14 protein-coding genes are annotated in these 16,272 nt (G+C 57.3%); all 14 read left to right on the top strand.

Features of this window, described 5'->3' with window-relative positions; genetic code table 11:
* Positions 1 to 9: 9 nt before the first annotated feature.
* The 14 genes from ACMGGQ_RS09975 to ACMGGQ_RS09910 all read left to right on the top strand — a co-directional run bounded on the left by ACMGGQ_RS09975 (position 10) and on the right by ACMGGQ_RS09910 (position 16,265).
* Positions 10 to 1,491 carry an alpha/beta hydrolase gene (locus tag ACMGGQ_RS09975; RefSeq protein ID WP_420289958.1) on the top strand — a complete coding sequence of 494 codons (1,482 nt, stop codon included), beginning with the start codon at positions 10 to 12 and terminating at the stop codon, positions 1,489 to 1,491.
* 95 nt (positions 1,492 to 1,586) lie between these two features.
* Positions 1,587 to 2,798, top strand: a complete 1,212-nt coding sequence (locus ACMGGQ_RS09970) for a diguanylate phosphodiesterase (RefSeq protein WP_420289957.1) — start codon at positions 1,587 to 1,589, stop codon at positions 2,796 to 2,798.
* Between the two features lie 88 nt (positions 2,799 to 2,886).
* Positions 2,887 to 3,777: an aminoimidazole riboside kinase gene (locus ACMGGQ_RS09965; RefSeq protein WP_420289956.1), complete on the top strand. Its 891-nt coding sequence runs from the start codon at positions 2,887 to 2,889 to the stop codon at positions 3,775 to 3,777.
* Positions 3,778 to 3,949: 172 nt separating this feature from the next.
* On the top strand, positions 3,950 to 5,467 hold the full coding sequence (locus ACMGGQ_RS09960; RefSeq protein ID WP_111966628.1) for a carbohydrate porin: 1,518 nt from the start codon (positions 3,950 to 3,952) through the stop codon (positions 5,465 to 5,467).
* 66 nt (positions 5,468 to 5,533) lie between these two features.
* Positions 5,534 to 6,904: a sucrose-specific PTS transporter subunit IIBC gene (locus ACMGGQ_RS09955; protein ID WP_023619263.1), complete on the top strand. Its 1,371-nt coding sequence runs from the start codon at positions 5,534 to 5,536 to the stop codon at positions 6,902 to 6,904.
* The gene (locus tag ACMGGQ_RS09950; RefSeq protein WP_420289955.1) at positions 6,904 to 8,310 is read left to right on the top strand and encodes a sucrose-6-phosphate hydrolase; all 1,407 of its coding nucleotides are present in this window, start codon (positions 6,904 to 6,906) and stop codon (positions 8,308 to 8,310) included. The genes ACMGGQ_RS09955 and ACMGGQ_RS09950 overlap by 1 nt, the downstream gene beginning before the upstream one ends.
* A gap of 28 nt (positions 8,311 to 8,338) precedes the next feature.
* Positions 8,339 to 9,355, top strand: coding sequence for a LacI family DNA-binding transcriptional regulator (locus ACMGGQ_RS09945; RefSeq protein WP_023344186.1), 1,017 nt, complete (start codon positions 8,339 to 8,341; stop codon positions 9,353 to 9,355).
* An 89-nt stretch (positions 9,356 to 9,444) separates the two neighbouring features.
* On the top strand, positions 9,445 to 10,995 hold the full coding sequence (locus ACMGGQ_RS09940) for a methyl-accepting chemotaxis protein (protein ID WP_420289954.1): 1,551 nt from the start codon (positions 9,445 to 9,447) through the stop codon (positions 10,993 to 10,995).
* 197 nt (positions 10,996 to 11,192) lie between these two features.
* Positions 11,193 to 11,936, top strand: a complete 744-nt coding sequence (locus tag ACMGGQ_RS09935; protein WP_420289953.1) for a hypothetical protein — start codon at positions 11,193 to 11,195, stop codon at positions 11,934 to 11,936.
* A 418-nt stretch (positions 11,937 to 12,354) separates the two neighbouring features.
* Entirely contained in the window at positions 12,355 to 12,594 is a 240-nt protein-coding gene (locus ACMGGQ_RS09930; protein WP_420289952.1) for a hypothetical protein, read from the top strand.
* A gap of 156 nt (positions 12,595 to 12,750) precedes the next feature.
* A complete protein-coding gene (locus ACMGGQ_RS09925; RefSeq protein ID WP_063617702.1) occupies positions 12,751 to 13,170 on the top strand; it encodes a hypothetical protein in 420 nt (139 codons plus the stop codon).
* Positions 13,171 to 13,175: 5 nt separating this feature from the next.
* Positions 13,176 to 13,733 (top strand): RNA polymerase sigma factor, encoded by a 558-nt coding sequence (locus ACMGGQ_RS09920; RefSeq protein WP_420290563.1) that lies wholly within the window; start codon positions 13,176 to 13,178, stop codon positions 13,731 to 13,733.
* An 87-nt stretch (positions 13,734 to 13,820) separates the two neighbouring features.
* Entirely contained in the window at positions 13,821 to 14,192 is a 372-nt protein-coding gene (locus ACMGGQ_RS09915; RefSeq protein ID WP_045910602.1) for a hypothetical protein, read from the top strand.
* 48 nt (positions 14,193 to 14,240) lie between these two features.
* Entirely contained in the window at positions 14,241 to 16,265 is a 2,025-nt protein-coding gene (locus ACMGGQ_RS09910; protein WP_420289951.1) for a protein-disulfide reductase DsbD family protein, read from the top strand.
* Positions 16,266 to 16,272: the final 7 nt, after the last annotated feature.

The following is a 16,272-nucleotide window of genomic DNA, read 5'->3' as shown; positions in this document are numbered from 1 at the left end:
GGATCCCTCATGGCGAATTTGCCCTGGCGAGTCAGCGTGCGCCTGATCGCGCTTGCAAAGAAAACAGGAATGGTCGTGGGGATCGTCCTGGTCGTCCTGCTGGCGGTGCGGGTGTATCTCTCGCAGCAGGGGCCGGAACTGCACCTGTGGCACACCTGGCGGGCAGATGAGATGTCCGTTCGCGAGCTGGATAACGCCGATTTTGCCGGGTACCTCGCCCGGGAAAAGGCGATTTTCACCGATCTGGATAACGCGGTGACGGCGAAAACAGCGGGCGAGGAACAAACCCCGTTAAACCGCTATTACCGCCAGAGCCTGGTGTGGCCGGGTCAGTTTGCCCCCGATGCCAACCGCTCCTTTGTGCTGATGCCAGCCGGCAAGCCCCGCGGCGCGGTGGTGCTGCTGCACGGGCTGACGGATTCGCCATACAGCGTCAGGCGCTTTGCCGTGAACTATCAGCAGCACGGCTTTGTGGCCGTGGTCCCGCGTCTTCCCGGACACGGCACCGCGCCCGGCGCGCTGACGGATGTTGACTGGGAAATGTGGCTGGCGGCCACGCGCCTTGCCGTACGGGAAGCCACGCGCCTGGCGGGTGATGCTGTGCCTCTTCATCTGGTGGGCTACTCCAACGGCGGGGCGCTGGCGATGAAATATGCCCTCGATGCGCTGGACGCGCCAGCGCTGCGTAAACCGCAGCAGGTGATCCTGCTCTCACCGATGATTGGCGTGACGGCCTTTGCGCGGTTCGCCGGTTTTGCCGGGCTACCGGCGCTGCTGCCGCCGTTTGCCAAAGCGGCCTGGCTGAATATCTCCCCGGAATATAATCCGTATAAATACAATTCGTTCCCGGTGAATGCCGCCCGCCAGTCGTGGCTGCTGACGAAGGCCCTGCAGGAGCAGATTGGCCGCGCGGCGCGGGAAAACAGGCTGGCGAATTTGCCGCCGGTGCTGGCGTTCCAGTCGGTGATGGACTCCACGGTCAGTACCCGCGCGGTGGTCAGCGGCCTGTTTGACCAGCTTCCGGCAAACGGCAGCGAACTGGTGATGTTCGATATCAACCAGGCGGCGAGCTTCCGTCCGCTCTTCAAACCGACGTCCTGGACGGCCACCACGGCGCTGCTGCCGGTCGCGCAGAGACGTTACGGTGTCACGATTATCACCAATGCCAGCGAGCACAGTTTCTCGACGGTGGCGAAAATAACCCCGGCAGGCAGAACGCAGGAGACGGTGGTGCCGCTTGCCCAGTCCTGGCCGCAGGATGTCTATTCCCTGTCGCACGTTGCGGTGCCGTTCCCGCCGGATGACGATCTCTATGGTCGCGAACCTGGGGTGAAAAACCGCTACGGTATCAGCCTGGGGACGATTGCGCTCTGGGGAGAAACGTCCGTATTAAGCGTCGGAAAAGAGGCGCTGATGCGGGTCACCTCGAATCCGTTTTACGACTTTATGCAGGAGAGGATTAACAGCCGGATTGGGGACGAGAAAAAGTAACGTTCCCCTGTAGCGTGAATATGTTAGGTCGCATTGATTAAGTATGTTACATAGTAGCTTCAAGGCACCTCTCTTTCTCATTGGAACCCCTTTTTGTGCTGACGACTCTGATCTACCGAAGCCAGTTGAATTTATCCCGCCCGTCCACTGAACTGCGGGAGCTGGTGGAGCGCGCCAGGGGCCGCAACACAAAACTGGCTATTACCGGCGTCCTCCTGGCTAATGGGAATGAGGTTCTGCAGATCCTTGAAGGGTCGGAAGAGAGTGTGGTCAAACTTTTCCATACCATCCGTGAGGACAAGCGGCACAGCGGGGTGGTAGAACTGCTGCGGGACTATGGTCCGCGCAGACGCTTCGAAAACGTCGGCATGCTGCTGTTCGATCTGCAAACGCAGTCGCCGAAAGAGGTGCTGCAGTCGGTGCTGCGCTACAGCAAGCTGGACAGCTATCTGACCTCCGACGATCGGGTGTTCAAATTTATTCAGACCTTCATAACCGGTAAACGTCCGGTCCCGTCGGGGGCACGCTACACCGCGGACAAATGGACGCTCTCGACCGAAACGCTACCCTTTGGCGAACACCTGGGCCTGATTGCCGGGCAAACCTGCCAGTTTGCGCTGCAGCCTATTGTCGAGCCCTCGGAAGGGAAGATCAGCTCCCTTGAGGCGCTTATCCGCGGCAACGACGGCGGCAGCCCGGAGCATTTCTTCAGCACCGTCAACCCGGACAACGTCTACGAAGTCGATCTCCAGACAAAAGCCTATGCCTTTGCGCTGGCGGAAAAGCTGGGCATTGGCAGCCATAAAATCGCGGTAAACCTGCTGCCCATGTCGCTGGTGAATGTCCCTGGCGCAGTGGAATTTCTGGTCGATCAGATTAAAAAACATGGCCTTCAGCCGGAGCAGGTAGTCATTGAAGTCACTGAAAACGAGATGATCTCCGGGTTCAACCAGTTTAACAGCGCCATCAAGCAGCTTCGCGGTGAGGGGATTGGCCTGGCGATCGATGATTTTGGCTCGGGCTATGCCGGACTTTCGCTGCTGACCCGGTTCCAGCCGGATAAAATTAAAATCGACCGGGAAATTGTCAGCAATATTCACCTGAGCGGCCCGAAACAGGCAATTGTGCGCTCCATCATCAGCTGCTGCTCCGATCTTGAAATCACCCTGGTGGCGGAAGGTATCGAGAAAATTGAGGAGTGGTGCTGGCTCGAATCTGCCGGGATCCGACGCTTTCAGGGATTCCTGTTTGCCCGGCCGCAGCTGAATGGCGTCGGCGATATCCACTGGCCGCATCTGGTGCGTTAACTCAAATTTCCCTCCCGTTATTTCCCCTTTGCCCGGCCTGTGCTTAAATAGCTAAAACGGTTTAACATAGTTTAGCTACGAGGATCACATGAAGAAAATCTGGGTACTTGGCGATGCGGTAGTGGATTTGCTGCCCGATGGAGAAGGTCGATTACTGCAGTGCCCTGGTGGCGCGCCAGCGAACGTCGCGGTCGGTATTGCCCGGCTGGGCGGCCAGAGCGCCTTTATTGGCAGGGTTGGCGACGATCCTTTCGGGCGGTTTATGGCGAAAACGCTCGCTGACGAGCGGGTTGACGTGACGTGGATGCGCCTTGACCCGGCGCACCGCACCTCAACGGTGGTGGTTGATTTGGACGACCACGGCGAGCGATCGTTTACCTTCATGGTGCGCCCGAGCGCCGATCTGTTTCTCGAACCCGACGACCTGCCGACGTTCAGCGCCGGGGAGTGGCTGCACGTCTGCTCCATCGCCTTAAGCGCCGAGCCGAGCCGCGCTGCGACCTTTCAGGCGATGGCCGCCATCCGGGAGGCGGGCGGTTACGTCAGTTTCGACCCCAATATTCGCCCGGATCTCTGGCCGGATGAGAACGCACTTCACCGCTGTCTTGAACAGGCGCTGCAAAGCGCTGACGTGGTGAAACTTTCGGTAGAAGAACTGGCCTTTTTCACCGGCAGCGCGGAGGTAAACGTTGGTCTGGAGGTGCTGATGCAGCGCTGCCCGGCGCGTCTGGTGCTGGTTACCCAGGGAAAAGCGGGCGTAACCGCGTGGCATGAAGGTACCGTAAAACACTACCCGGCAACGCCTGTGCAGTGCATTGATACGACCGGCGCGGGCGACGCCTTTGTGGCGGGGCTGCTCTACGGTCTGGCCGACGGTCAGGCGCTGCCTCCGGTTATCTCGCTCGCCCAGCGCTGCGGCGCGCTGGCCACCACCGCCAAAGGGGCGATGACCGCGTTGCCCTGGCAGCACGACCTGTAATTTCTCCTCTCCTGGCCGCCATCCGGCGGCCTGAATTGTCGCCTCGATCACACTTACTAAATCGGTTTAGCAAAAAAGATTGCCGATCCAAAATTCACAGGTTTAGTATCAGCAACCTAAACCGGTTTAGCAATTTAGCACGTTTAATGACTTCTTTTAGGGATGCGACAAAATGTATAAAAAACGCAGACTTGCCGTGATGATAGGCATGCTGGCCGGAAGTACCTCTGTTTTTGCCCAGACGGATATGTCCAGTATTGAAGCGCGCCTTGCCGCGATGGAGCAGCGCCTTCAGGACGCGGAGACGCGCGCGCAGGTGGCTGAGAAACGCGCCGCGGCAGCAGAACAAAAAACGCAGCAGCTGGTTGCCGCTCAGCAGCAGGCGCAAACGACGACCCAGGAGGTGGCGCAGCGCACCACCGCGCTGGAGAAAAAGGCGGATCAGACCGGCGGGTTTGAGTTCCACGGCTATGCCCGCTCTGGCCTGTTGATGAACGATGCGGCCTCCAGCAGCAAAAGCGGCCCTTACCTGACGCCAGCCGGTGAAACCGGCGGTGCGGTTGGGCGTCTGGGTAACGAAGCCGACACCTACGTCGAGCTGAACCTCGAGCACAAGCAAACCCTGGATAACGGGGCGACCACGCGCTTCAAGGCGATGCTGGCCGACGGTCAGAGAACCTATAACGACTGGTCAGCCGATACCAGCGACCTCAATATTCGCCAGGCCTTCGCAGAGCTGGGCAATCTGCCTGATTTTACCGGCGCGCTGAAGGGCAGCACCTTCTGGGCGGGTAAACGCTTCGACCGCGACAACTTTGACATTCACTGGCTGGATTCCGACGTGGTGTTCCTGGCCGGTACCGGCGGCGGCGTTTATGACGTGAAGTGGAACGATTCGCTGCGCAGCAACTTCTCCATTTATGGCCGCAACTTCGGCAGCGTGGAGCAGACCGACAACAACGTTCAGAACTATATCCTCAGCATGAACCACTTCACCGGCCCGTTCCAGCTGATGGTGAGCGGCCTGCGGGCGAAGGATAACGACGACCGTAAAGACACTAACGGCGATCTCATCAAAACGGATGCCGCCAACCACGGCGTTCATGCTCTGGTGGGCTTGCATAATGACAGCTTCTACGGCCTGCGCGAAGGGACCGCCAAAACGGCGCTGCTGTATGGTCACGGGCTGGGTGCGGAGGTGAAAAGCATCGGCTCCGATGGCGCCTTGCTGTCAGAGGCGGATACCTGGCGCTTCGCAAGTTACGGTGTCACGCCGATCGGCGGTGGCTGGAGCGTTGCGCCCGCCGTTCTGGCACAGAGCAGTAAAGATCGCTACGTCAAGGGCGATAGCTATGAGTGGGTAACACTCAACACCCGCCTGATCAAAGAGGTCACCCAGAATTTCGCGCTGGCCTTTGAGGGCAGCTATCAGTACATGGATTTAAACCCGGAAGGCTATAAGGATCGCAACGCCGTGAACGGCAGTTTCTACAAGCTGACCTTTGCGCCAACCTTAAAAGCGAGCAAAATCGGCGATTTCTTCAGCCGTCCGGAACTGCGCCTGTTTGCCACCTGGATGGACTGGAGCAGCAAACTGGATCATTACGCCAGCGATGATGCCTTTGGCAGCAGCGGCTTCAACGCCGGCGGGGAATGGAACTTTGGGGTCCAGATGGAAACCTGGTTTTAACCCATCACGCTCCCGCCTGGCGGGAGCGTTTCGCACATCATAAAAAGAAGTCAGGCAGAGGTATCTATGGATTTTAATCAAATCGCCCGCGAGCTTATTCCGCTGCTCGGTGGCAAGGAAAATATCGCCAGCGCGGCGCACTGCGCAACGCGTCTTCGTCTGGTGCTGGTCGATGACGCGCTGGCGGATCAGCAGGCTATTGGCAAGGTTGACGGCGTGAAAGGCTGCTTCCGTAACGCCGGGCAGATGCAGGTGATTTTTGGCACGGGCGTGGTCAACAAGGTGTACGCCGCATTTATTCAGGCTGCGGGGATTAGCGAATCCAGTAAATCTGAGGCTGCGGATCTGGCGGCGCGCAAGCTGAACCCGTTCCAGCGCATTGCTCGTCTGCTCTCCAATATCTTTGTGCCGATCATCCCCGCGATTGTGGCGTCCGGTCTGCTGATGGGCCTGCTCGGCATGGTAAAAACCTACGGCTGGGTCAATGCGGATAACGCCATCTACATCATGCTGGACATGTGCAGCTCGGCGGCGTTTATCATTCTGCCTATTCTGATTGGCTTTACCGCCGCGCGCGAATTTGGCGGTAACCCGTATCTCGGCGCGACGCTGGGCGGCATTCTGACCCACCCGGCGCTGACCAACGCCTGGGGCGTGGCATCGGGCTTCCACACCATGAACTTCTTCGGTCTTGAGATCGCGATGATTGGCTATCAGGGCACGGTATTCCCGGTGCTGCTGGCCGTCTGGTTTATGAGCATCGTGGAGAAAAACCTGCGCCGCGCGATCCCGGATGCGTTAGACCTGATCCTGACGCCGTTCCTCACCGTCGTCATCTCCGGCTTTATCGCCTTGCTGATTATCGGCCCGGCGGGGCGCGCTCTGGGCGACGGCATTTCCTTTATTCTGAGCACGCTGATCGCCCACGCGGGCTGGCTCGCCGGGCTGCTGTTCGGCGGACTGTATTCGGTGATTGTGATCACCGGTATTCACCACAGCTTCCACGCGATTGAAGCCGGGCTGCTGGGCAACCCGTCGATTGGCGTTAACTTCCTGCTGCCGATCTGGGCCATGGCGAACGTGGCGCAGGGCGGCGCCTGTCTGGCGGTGTGGTTCAAAACCAAAGACGCCAAAATCAAAGCCATTACCTTGCCGTCGGCGTTCTCTGCAATGCTGGGTATCACCGAAGCGGCCATTTTTGGTATCAACCTGCGCTTCGTTAAGCCGTTTATCGCTGCGCTGATTGGCGGCGCGGTGGGCGGGGCATGGGTGGTCTCCGTGCATGTGTACATGACCGCTGTCGGGCTGACCGCGATTCCGGGGATGGCCATCGTGCAGGCCAGCTCGCTGCTGAACTATATTATCGGCATGGTGATTGCCTTCGGCGTGGCGTTTACCGTCTCACTGCTGCTGAAATATAAAACGGATTCTGAATAATGACGTTACCTTCCCGCTGGCCTGCGATCCTGCAGGCCGTTATGACAGGTCAGCCGCGGGCGCTGGCGGACAGCCATTATCCGCAATGGCACGCCGCGCCGGTGACGGGGCTGATGAACGACCCGAACGGGTTTATCTGGTTCGCTGGCCGCTATCACCTGTTCTATCAGTGGAACCCGCTGGACTGCGAGCATCGCTTTAAGTGCTGGGGGCACTGGAGCTCTCCGGACCTGGTGCACTGGCGGCATGAGCCCCTGGCGCTGATGCCCGACGAAGCGTATGACCGCAACGGCTGCTACTCCGGTAGCGCCATCGATAACGAGGGCATTTTGACCCTGTGCTACACCGGCAACGTTAAGTTCGATGACGGCAGCCGTACCGCATGGCAGTGCCTGGCCGTGGAGCAGCCGGACGGGACCTTCAGGAAGCTGGGGCCGGTGCTGGCGCTGCCGGAAGGCTACACCGGCCACGTGCGCGACCCGAAGGTGTGGCAGCACGAGGGGATGTGGTACATGGTGCTCGGCGCGCAGGATGTGCAAAAGCGCGGCAAGGTGCTGCTGTTTAAATCAGCCGATTTACACGCCTGGACATCCTGCGGGGAGATCGCCGGTCACGGGGTTAACGGCCTGACGGACGCGGGTTATATGTGGGAATGTCCGGACCTGTTTGCCCTCGACGGGACACATGTCCTGATCTGCTGCCCGCAGGGGCTGGCGCGCGAGCCGCATCGCTACCTCAATACCTATCCGGCTACCTGGATGAGCGGGGCGTTTGATTACGCCAGCGCCGCATTCGATCACGGCGAGCTTCACGAGCTGGATGCGGGGTTTGAGTTTTACGCCCCACAAACCACGCTGGCGGAAGATGGACGCCGCATCCTGATTGGCTGGATGGGCGTACCGGACGGGGAAGAGATGCTTCAGCCCACCCGGGCGCACGGCTGGATGCACCAGATGACCTGCCCGCGCGAACTCCGCTATCGCGACGGCAGGCTCTGGCAGACCCCGGCGCGCGAACTGGCGGCGCTGCGTGAAGATGAGCAGCACTGGCAGGGGCGCGCCAGCGACGCGCCCGAACTGGACGCGATGCGCCTGGAGTTTGAGCTGGACGCATCGCAGGTGAACGTCGATTTTGCCGGTGCGCTGCGTCTCAAGGTCGATGAGCAGGGCGTGCGCCTGGAACGCGCGAGCCTGAAAACCGGTGAAACGCTGACCCGCTACTGGCAGGGGGACGTCCGTCATTTGCGCGTCCTGTGCGACCGCTCCAGCGTCGAAATCTTTATTAACCAGGGCGAAGGGGTGATGAGCAGCCGCTATTTTCCTGACCATCCGGCCCGGGTGCGATTCGAAGGTGCGTCCGATATCACATTACGCTACTGGTCGCTGCGCGCCTGCATGATAGAATGAGGGTTTTGGCAGCCGGATCTAAGTCGTTGTGAGAAAAACAAAACGCGTCACCATTAAAGACATCGCGGAGCTGGCGGGTGTGTCAAAAGCCACCGCCAGCCTGGTCCTGAACGGTCGCAGCAAAGAGCTTCGCGTGGCGGAAGAGACGCGCGAGCGCGTGCTGGCAATTGCAAAAGAGCACCACTATCAGCCCAGCATTCACGCCCGCTCGCTGCGCGATAACCGCAGCCACACCATTGGTCTGGTGGTCCCGGAGATCACCAACTACGGTTTTGCCGTCTTTTCTCACGAGCTGGAAACGCTGTGCCGCGAGGCGGGCGTTCAGCTGCTGATCTCCTGCAGCGATGAAAACCCGGGGCAGGAGACGGTGGTGGTGAACAACATGGTGGCGCGTCAGGTGGATGGGCTGATTGTGGCCTCCAGTATGCTCAACGACGCGGACTACCATAAGCTGAGCGAGCAGTTGCCGGTGGTTCTGTTTGACCGCCACATCAACGACAGCGCGCTGCCGCTGGTGATCACCGATTCCATTACCCCGACGACCGAACTGGTGGCCGACATTGCGCGCCAGCATCCTGATGAGTTCTACTTTCTCGGCGGCCAGCCCCGCCTGTCGCCCACGCGCGACCGCCTGGAAGGGTTTAAGCAAGGGCTGCGTGAGGCCGGTGTGGCGCTGCGCCCCGAGTGGATCATTCACGGCAACTATCATCCGAGCTCCGGATACGAGATGTTTGCTGAACTCTGCGCCCGCCTGGGGCGTCCGCCGAAAGCGCTCTTCGCCGCCGCCTGCGGGCTGCTGGAAGGGGTGCTACGCTATATGGGCCAGCATAACCTGCTGCAAAGCGATATCAGGTTAGCCAGTTTTGACGATCACTATCTCTATGATTCGCTGACGATCCCGGTGGATACCATTCGCCAGGACAACCGCCAGCTGGCGTGGCACTGCTTTGATTTGATTAGCAAATTAATCGAAGGGGAGACACCGCAGCCGTTGCAGCGCAAGCTCAATGCCACCCTGCAGCGACGCTATAAGTCAGCGAAATAGCCCGGTTCGATACTTCAATAACTTTAATTAATTTAAGTTTTGGAATGGCCGATAACCATAAGGAATAATTCTCCTTGAGGTATTGGTTTATGTCGTTGAAAAAGTCGTCCCTGATTGTCCTGTTCTCGCTGCTTTTCTTCTTTGTTGTCAGCACCGTCACCAGCGTTGGCCTCATCATTAAAAGTAATAATTCGCTGGATAACGTCAACAAAGAGATCCAGGTTGTGCTGTCCATTATTGACCCTATTAATCACAGCCGTACGCTGCGCGTGCGGGTGATGGAGTATGTGAAGATGGTGGAAGCGGGCAATGCGGCGGACGGCGCTGCAAAGCTTACCGCCGTGACAGAGGCGCTGACCAAAGCGGACCACGCCTTTGCGGCCTTTATGGCGTCGCCGCGCCTGAGCGATGAAGCGCCTCTGGTCACTGCCTATCAGGATGCCTGGCAAAACTACCGCAACCAGGGGCTGGCGCCGCTGATCGACGCCGCCGAGGCGCACGATGTTGCCAAATTCAACGCGCTGATCCCGGAAGTCTCCCGCCTCGACCGCCAGTACGAGATCGTTCTCGACCAGGTGCTTTCCGTCCACCAGAAATACGCCAAAAGCCTGAACGAGGATGCGAGCAGTAACTTCGTCTCTGGCCTGGCGATCATTGCCGCTATCGCAAGCCTGTTTGTGGTGGTGATTGTCGCCGTCAGCCTGCTGATGAAGCGCTTTGTCTTTGCGCCGCTTAACCTGGCGCGCGAGCACTGCAGCCAGATTGCGGCAGGCAAGCTGGACATTCCGGTGCCGGTGAAGGGGAGTACAGGCAACGAAATCGACCATCTGATGGGCTCGATGGAGCAGATGCGTCAGGCGCTGCTGGCGACTATCGCCCAGGTGCGCGATGCGAGCCATACCGTAACGCACGCAGCCCAGGAGATTGCCTCCGGGAATATCGACCTGGCGTCACGCACCGAGCAGCAGGCTTCGGCGTTAACCCAGACGGCGGCCAGCATGGAAGAGCTGAGCGCGACGGTGGCGAACAATACCGATAATGTGTATCAGGCCGGGAAACTGGTGCAGGACGCGGTGAAAAATGCCCACACCGGTGAAGCGGTAACCCGTGAAGTCATCGACACGATGAATACCATCGCGGCGAACTCGAAGCGCATTGAAGACATCACCAGCGTGATTAACAGCATCGCCTTCCAGACCAACATCCTGGCGCTGAACGCGGCGGTTGAAGCGGCGCGCGCCGGTACGCAGGGCCGCGGCTTTGCGGTCGTGGCCAGCGAAGTACGCACCCTGGCGCAGAAAAGCGCGGTGGCGGCGAAAGATATCGAAAGCCTGATCGCGCAGTCGGTCTCCAGCGTGAAAAACGGTGCGGAGCTGGTCAGCCGCTCGGGCGAGGTGATTGATTCGATCATTTCATCGGTGAACAAAGTGAATACGCTGATGGAGCAGATCTCCGTCGCCTCTGAAGAGCAGAGCCGCGGGATCAGTCAGGTCGGGCAGGCGGTGACCGAGATGGACGGCGTGACCCAGCAGAACGCCGCGCTGGTGCAGCAGTCCGCTGCGGCAGCGGCCTCGCTGGAAGAGCAGGCGCAGCAGCTTTCACGGAGTATTTCGAGTTTTAGTTTGCCGGTGCAGGCTTGATTGATGGTGAGAGGCTCCTTAGGGGGCCTTTTGATAGCACGGCGCGCAAATATGCTGACAGCATTTTTTTGCTTATTTGTTCGCTTCTCTGCGGCTTATGATAAAACAGTAATAGTGATTAGATATTGACGAAATAATATCTTTCAACTATTCCCTTTATGGTTTTGTGCTCTATTTTTTAAATTCAGGATGGATAAATGTTTACTTATATGTTTTGGGGTAAGGTCTTGCCAGAGCGAGCGCAGTTAGATATGAACTTCAAAGTTAATTTCATAGCTGATAAATTTGACTTAAAGGGTGATGCATTTATAAGCATTATCCTTAATCAAGTTTTGGTGACTTTGAAGATTGATAAAGAGGTGAATATACTAACTCTAAAAAGAATTGTGAGTTCTTTACTAGATAAGGAAATGGCTAAGCTTGCATTTATTAGAGGGTTTGATTATACGGTTGTTATTGATAGATGTTTAAAAGAAGATTTGACAGAGGATTGGGTTTATGGAATTGATTATCCATTGGAGAGCGGCGTTCATACTCTTAAAGAAATTAATGAGCGAATGAACTGGCTAAGGATGCTATCAGTCGGAATGGATGGTCTTCTTATTGATCGCTGTCTAAATGATTTTAAATCATCACTTACTCATATTGAAGATGCCCCATTTTATTGTTACAGGGCCATTGAATCCTTGAGAAATCACTGTTCGGAGCAAAATGATATTAATGATGAGCCCAGGTCTATACAATGGGAATTTTTCCGAAATACAGCTTTGATTTCAACGGAGGATATTAATTTCTTTACTAAATGGTCGAGAGATATAAGGCATGGTCGTGCAGTTTATATGTCAGATGATGAAGAGGTGACAGTTATTAATAAAGCACATCAAATAATTTCCTCATACTTGGAAAATATAAATAAAAAGTGGTTAGATAATCCCCTGTAAATCATTTCACAAAGAATAGGGGTTGATTTTATTGATTCAACTCCTAATAGAATATTTTCTTTAAACCATTTTTGTAAGGTTTACAATCTTCTTAATATTTCTCATTCTGGTTTATAGTCCTGAATAAAAAACACTCTAAGAGCATCGTGTAAAACAATCAATATTTTATACTTATTGTGAAATACATCTCTCGAGGGTAATTTACTTAGTAGCACGCTCTTAAAGCAATCCGGCTTCCCATTTCATGCATTATCTTTTCCAGTGTTGCTATATGGTCTTCATGCATATCTCGAAGTGAGTTTGTTAGAGCAACAGCTAACTGTTTATTCGACTACATTTTGATTTGTTCTATTTTATATAACCTTGTAGTATCATTACCTTATTATTAATCATGATTGAGAAAGGGGCAACATCGAAAATGGCAAAGCGCAAGAGTGCTCTGATTTATGTCCTGACCGTAATTATATTTTTGCTTATTATTCCTGAGATCATTCTGCGTATATGCACATCTGAGCAACTTGAACGTCTCAGCGACTTCACCAGTTTAGGTGGCTTGTTAAATCCACTCTTATCCTTGCTCATCTTCCTCGCACTGGTGTCGATCATACTGGCTGCCATCGCTATCGCATTCGTTAAGCGAATATTTCGAAAAAAGTGATGCTCTGAATGAGACTCATAGCGCTCGCAAGCACTAACAGCTATGAGTCCAAATCCGACAGCACAAAAAATTTTATTCTCCCCAGCAATATTTCCCTTCCTCATCCGTCTACCTCATCACAAGCCATAATCAGTTACGATAAATGAGGTAAACACCATGAGAGATTTTGAACTGCACGGCAGAGGTCACGGGCGCGGATTCGGTCGCCACCGTATGGGCAAGGGCTTAGTCATTGGCGCGGTGATTTTCATCGTGCTCGGCCTGCTGGTGATGTCCCTGTGGAACGCCTTACTCCCGGCCATCCTCGGCGTGAAGGCCATCGGATTCTGGCAGGCGCTGGGCATTCTGGTGCTGAGCCGCATTCTGTTTGGCGGCTTAGGTTTCCGCCCCGGAATGTTTGGCGCGCACCGCCGGATGCACGAGCGCTGGATGAATATGACGCCCGAACAGCGTGAGGCGTTTATTCAGCAGCGCCGTGAAGGGTTCGGTCGCCATGGTCGCGGCCACTGCGGCTGGCACGGCCATCGTGACGATAAGCGCGATGAAGCCACGCCAAAAGCGCCGGACGCGGAGTGAGCGAGATGAAAGCCGGGGAGGCGGGCGGATCCATGCTGATGTCGGCGCTCAATGCCTGCCGCGCCCGGCTGAAAGCCTTCATTCGCGGACGGACGTCCGTGCGCGATGATGCCGACGACATTTTGCAGGAAGTGACGTATCAGCTGATGAAAGTGGAGCAGCCGGTCGAAAACGTCGCCGCCTGGCTGTTCCGCGCGGCGCGTAACGAAATGACCGACCGGGCGCGTAAAAAGCGCGAGGTGTCGCTCTCCGGCTATTTTACGGGCGAAGACGACGGTTATCCGGAAGACGAGCTGGCAGAAACCCTCTTCGGCGTACCGCACACGCCGGAGGAGGAGTACCTCAAAACGCTGCTGTGGGAAGAGCTGGGCCAGGCTCTGTCTGAACTTCCGCCGCCGCAGCGGGAGGTATTTGAAAAGACCGAGCTCCACGGCTACAGCATTAACATGCTGGCAGAGGAGACCGGCGCCAGCGAACAGGCGCTGTTATCCCGCAAGCACAAGGCGGTGCTGTTTCTCCGCACGCGGCTGCGGGACGTCTATGACGCGCTGACGGGCGAATAGCGGCGGCAGACAAAACCTTACACTTCCGGCACTTGTAGATTCATCACTATCGTTTATGATCGGGGCGTCTTGTCACTCTGGAATCTTATGCGCAACCGTCAGCTCCTCGGAAAATGGCTTTTGATTATCACCTGTCTCGCGATGGCGCTTTGCCTCGTGCAGCGTGCGGTGATGCTCAACCATTTTTTACAGGGACTGGATCCGCAGATTTCGCTGAGTGCAGATGCCCCGGCTCAAACCAGCAACACTGAACAACCCGGCCCGTCGCCGTGTCAGCTCGGCGCGCACTCGCTGCTTTGCGCCCAGCCGCTGTTCTTCGACGGTGCATTACCGGCCATTATTATCTTCTTCGCGCTGCTGCAGCTGTTGACGCAAGGGCGGGCACTGGCTCCTGCGGAACAGCCCGTTCAGGCACCGCCTCCCCGAATACACCTTAAAAACTGCGTTTTCCGTGAATGAAAAACATCGTCACCACACGATAATTTTTCACTGTTCACGGAGTACAACATGGTTAACCTCTTCAGGGGATTCGTCTTCCTGTGGCTGTCCTGCATCGGCATTGTCCATGCGGCAGACACCGGCTGGCTGGTCTCCCCACAAAACGATCACGCCCGCATCCGCTTTCAGGCGGAGAGGGAACAAACGCATGTTAAAGGCCTGCTCACCGTTGAGCTAAAGCCCGGCTGGAAAACCTACTGGCGATCGCCGGGCGAGGGCGGCGTGGCGCCGAAAATCAGCTGGCCGGAAGGCGTAACGGACAGCTGGTCCTGGCCGGTGCCGTCGCGCTTCGATATCTCCGGCATGACCACGCAGGGCTATCACGATAAGGTGACGATCCCGATTACGCTCGACGGAGCGAAGGGCGACACGCTCGACGGGACGCTGACGCTCTCTACGTGCAGCAACGTCTGCCTGCTGACGGACTACCCGCTGCACCTCGATTTTACCCAGCCGGTGGATGAGGGCTTCCGCAGCGCCTTCGGGCAAGCGATGCGCGCCGTGCCGGGTTCATCAGGCGTGTCGTCTGATCTTTCCGCCTGGCTCTCTTGCGACAAGCTGGTGATTACCGGCACGACGGACGGGAAGTGGGACAATCCGGGGATCTACTTTGACCCGCTGGAGGGTGACATTCTGCCCGGCGAGCCGGTCATTAAACATGACGGCACTGCGCTTCGGGTGACGGTACCCGTGACCGACGAATGGGGTGATAAACCCGCCTCATTGGCAGGCAAAAGACTGTCGTTTGTGCTGACCAACGGCGATCGGGCGCAGCAAACCACCATGACCGTTGGGGCAACGCCCGAAGAGACCTCCGTGCCGGACGGGACGGGAAAAATGGTGCTCTTTGCGCTGCTGGGCGGGCTGATCCTGAACCTGATGCCCTGCGTGCTGCCGGTGATGGGCATGAAGCTTAACAGCATCTTGCTGGCGGGATCGAACAGCCGCGCCATCAGGCTGCGCTTTCTGGCCACCAGCGCCGGGATCCTCACCTCCTTTATGCTGCTGGCCGGGATGGTCACCGCGCTGAAGCTGGCCGGAGCGTCGCTGGGGTGGGGCATTCAGTTCCAGAACCCGTGGTTTATCGGCCTGATGGTCGCCGTGACCTTCCTGTTTGCGCTGAACCTGTTTGGGACGTTTGAAATGCTGCTGCCTTCTTCTGCCGCAGGACGGCTGGCGACGGCAGGGGGATCGGGGATCGGAGGCAGCTTCTGCGAAGGGATGTTCGCCACGCTGCTGGCGACGCCGTGCTCCGCACCGTTCCTCGGTACCGCGGTCGCCTTTGCCCTTGGCGCGCCGCTGCACGCCCTGTGGCTGATCTTCCTGATGCTCGGCGTGGGCATGAGTCTGCCGTGGCTGTTCGTTGCCCTGGTACCGAAAACGGCCATGCTGCTGCCGAAACCCGGCCGCTGGATGAACACGCTCAAGGTCATCCTCGGCATGATGATGCTGGCCTCCAGCCTCTGGCTGGCGACGCTGTTGAGCGTGCATCTGGGCGAGGCGGTCAGCCAGATCGTGATGCTGGCGCTGACTGCCTCTGCGCTGGTGCTGTTCGCGCTGAAGGGGCAAAAATCTTCGCCGCTGTTCTGGCTGGTGGTCATCCCGCTGTCGGCGTTCGGCGGGTATCAAGTGCGCAGTCTGCTTAACGCGCCGCCTGACGCGCCGGCACAAAGCGTTGCGCAAACCGTCCCGTGGCAGCCGCTCAGTGAAGAGGCCATTGAGCAGGCGCTGGCGCAGGGGAAGCGAGTGTTTGTGGATATCTCGGCGGACTGGTGCGTGACCTGCAAAGTTAACGAGCACCGCGTACTCAGTCAGCCGGACGTGATTGCCGCGCTGCGCCAGCCGGACGTGGTGGCCCTGCGCGGAGACTGGAGCCAGCCGTCCGCGTTTATCGCGGATTTTCTGGCGAAGCGAAACCGCTACGCCATTCCGTTTAACGCAGTGTATGGCCCCGGCCTGCCTGATGGCGAGATCCTCTCGCCGCTGCTGGACAAGCGCACCCTGGTCACCACCCTGAACAACGCAAAAGGCTAACGGTATG

It is taken from the genome of Enterobacter sp. BNK-13 (assembly GCF_048685015.1).
Lineage (GTDB): Bacteria > Pseudomonadota > Gammaproteobacteria > Enterobacterales > Enterobacteriaceae > Enterobacter > Enterobacter quasiroggenkampii.
This window is presented reverse-complemented; position numbering and strand designations above follow the sequence as displayed.

Excerpts from the sequence above, each read along its gene's own strand:
- ACMGGQ_RS09920 (WP_420290563.1), top strand. The coding sequence starts at position 13,176 with ATGAAAGCCGGGGAGGCGGGCGGATCCATGCTGATGTCGGCGCTCAAT.
- ACMGGQ_RS09975 (WP_420289958.1), top strand. The coding sequence starts at position 10 with ATGGCGAATTTGCCCTGGCGAGTCAGCGTGCGCCTGATCGCGCTTGCA.
- ACMGGQ_RS09930 (WP_420289952.1), top strand. The coding sequence starts at position 12,355 with ATGGCAAAGCGCAAGAGTGCTCTGATTTATGTCCTGACCGTAATTATA.
- ACMGGQ_RS09935 (WP_420289953.1), top strand. The coding sequence starts at position 11,193 with ATGTTTACTTATATGTTTTGGGGTAAGGTCTTGCCAGAGCGAGCGCAG.
- ACMGGQ_RS09950 (WP_420289955.1), top strand. The coding sequence starts at position 6,904 with ATGACGTTACCTTCCCGCTGGCCTGCGATCCTGCAGGCCGTTATGACA.
- ACMGGQ_RS09910 (WP_420289951.1), top strand. The coding sequence starts at position 14,241 with ATGGTTAACCTCTTCAGGGGATTCGTCTTCCTGTGGCTGTCCTGCATC.
- ACMGGQ_RS09940 (WP_420289954.1), top strand. The coding sequence starts at position 9,445 with ATGTCGTTGAAAAAGTCGTCCCTGATTGTCCTGTTCTCGCTGCTTTTC.
- ACMGGQ_RS09925 (WP_063617702.1), top strand. The coding sequence starts at position 12,751 with ATGAGAGATTTTGAACTGCACGGCAGAGGTCACGGGCGCGGATTCGGT.
- ACMGGQ_RS09955 (WP_023619263.1), top strand. The coding sequence starts at position 5,534 with ATGGATTTTAATCAAATCGCCCGCGAGCTTATTCCGCTGCTCGGTGGC.
- ACMGGQ_RS09960 (WP_111966628.1), top strand. The coding sequence starts at position 3,950 with ATGTATAAAAAACGCAGACTTGCCGTGATGATAGGCATGCTGGCCGGA.
- ACMGGQ_RS09965 (WP_420289956.1), top strand. The coding sequence starts at position 2,887 with ATGAAGAAAATCTGGGTACTTGGCGATGCGGTAGTGGATTTGCTGCCC.
- ACMGGQ_RS09915 (WP_045910602.1), top strand. The coding sequence starts at position 13,821 with ATGCGCAACCGTCAGCTCCTCGGAAAATGGCTTTTGATTATCACCTGT.